The organism is Streptococcus minor DSM 17118, from assembly GCF_000377005.1.
GTDB lineage: Bacteria > Bacillota > Bacilli > Lactobacillales > Streptococcaceae > Streptococcus > Streptococcus minor.
On the sequence record NZ_AQYB01000003.1, the window covers coordinates 1 to 1,555 of the forward strand.

General features: G+C 32.5%; 3 protein-coding genes and 1 pseudogene. All 4 read left to right on the forward strand.

Annotated elements, in window-relative coordinates; translation table 11 throughout:
* Window positions 1-48: 48 nt before the first annotated feature.
* The 4 genes and pseudogenes from F602_RS10075 to F602_RS11020 all read left to right on the forward strand — a co-directional run bounded on the left by F602_RS10075 (window position 49) and on the right by F602_RS11020 (window position 1,494).
* Window positions 49-278 (forward strand): annotated as a pseudogene (locus F602_RS10075) (helix-turn-helix domain-containing protein).
* 117 nt (window positions 279-395) lie between these two features.
* Window positions 396-1,013, forward strand: a complete 618-nt coding sequence (locus F602_RS0100040; protein WP_018165943.1) for an SAP domain-containing protein — start codon at window positions 396-398, stop codon at window positions 1,011-1,013.
* A 105-nt stretch (window positions 1,014-1,118) separates the two neighbouring features.
* Window positions 1,119-1,322 (forward strand): hypothetical protein, encoded by a 204-nt coding sequence (locus F602_RS11015; protein WP_018165944.1) that lies wholly within the window; start codon window positions 1,119-1,121, stop codon window positions 1,320-1,322.
* A gap of 16 nt (window positions 1,323-1,338) precedes the next feature.
* Entirely contained in the window at window positions 1,339-1,494 is a 156-nt protein-coding gene (locus tag F602_RS11020) for a DUF3801 domain-containing protein (protein ID WP_018165945.1), read from the forward strand.
* Window positions 1,495-1,555: the final 61 nt, after the last annotated feature.

Sequence of the window (1,555 nt, forward strand, 5' to 3'; positions counted from 1 at the left end):
ATTTATATGTTATAATCGATAAAGTTTATGTAGATAAGAGAATGAACTATGGCACTTAATTATAAACCGTTATGGATACAACTTATAAAAAAGGATTTGATGAAAGTCGATGCTATAAGATTGGCGGGACTTATCACCAATCTTATGGCTCAAATGGGGAAAAATAAGCCGATTACATTCAAAAACTTTGAGAGAATATCAATGTACTTTAATGCACTCCTAATGACGTGATGAGCTTTGATGATAATTATGGAAACGAAGAAGATGAGAGAAATTAAGAAAGAATACGGTGGTTACAAGAATGAATATTCATATTGACTGAATAACAAAATATGGGAAAAGTGATATAATGGGGTGGACGAGAATTTGACAAATTAGAAGTTGGAGGTAAGTAGTTGAAAGAAAATCGACCGGATTTTAGCAATATAAAAACATTTGAAGAATTTAACAGATACTATTGGTATCGAGAAGAGCTTTCGCAAATTTGTAAGTCTCTTGGATTAGAATACAGAAGTACAAAACAGGAGCTGAATCATATTTTAGAAGAATATTTTAAGGGAAATAGAATAGAAAAGTCTGTAAGGAAAGTAAACAAAAAACAAACCGAAGCGATAACCTTAAATATGCCATTGCTTGAATGTGGCTTTTCCTTTAACCAAAAATTTCGAGAGTATTTTTCAGTTGTAACAGGTATTGATCCATTCAAGTTTAATGCTGACATGGCTACAGCTTGGAGAAAAGTGAAAGCTGAGAATGACTTAAACTTTACAATTCAAGATATGCTGAAAGTATACTATGGCGAGTCAGACTATGCTAAGTATGATCATTCAGTTTGTCAATGGAATCAATTCCTAAAGGACTTTTGCTCAGACGAATTTAGCGGCTTTTATTCTAATAAGTTAAAAGTTGCTGCTATTCTGTGGAAAGAAGTCAGAGATTCAACAAATGAAAAAATCTATTCAAGACAACTTTTGGATGAGTATAGATACAAAATAGAGGAATATCAGAAATAAACAAATCCATATTTGTAGAAGCCAAACAATTAAATAAAACCACCAAGAGGAAGTAAAAGCAAATAGCGGATACTTCCTTTTTTTATGCCAAGAAAGGAGAACAAGATGGCGGAAACAAAGAAAAAAGCGAAGTTATCCATTGAAGAAAAAATTGCAAGACGAGAAGAAATGGCACAGAAGAATAGCAATGAACTGAAACTCTTAAAACGAAAATTAAGCGAGCAGAAACGAAAAGAACGAGATAAGAGGATTTACGAAAAAGGTGCGGTCTTTGAGAGGATAATCAAAGAGAGACAATGGCCTATTTAGCAAGAACAACAGTGAAATGAAACTCAAAGACCTTTACAAGCAAGGACAATTAGAACAGGTGAATATTCGTAAAGGCGCGATAAAGAACATACGAAAAGAGCTAAACCGTTATGGAGTGAAGTTTTCTGTTATGAAAGATAAGTTTATTCAATTTATATGTTATAATCGATAAAGTTTATGTAGATAAGAGAATGAACTATGGCACTTAATTATAAACCGTTATGGATACAACT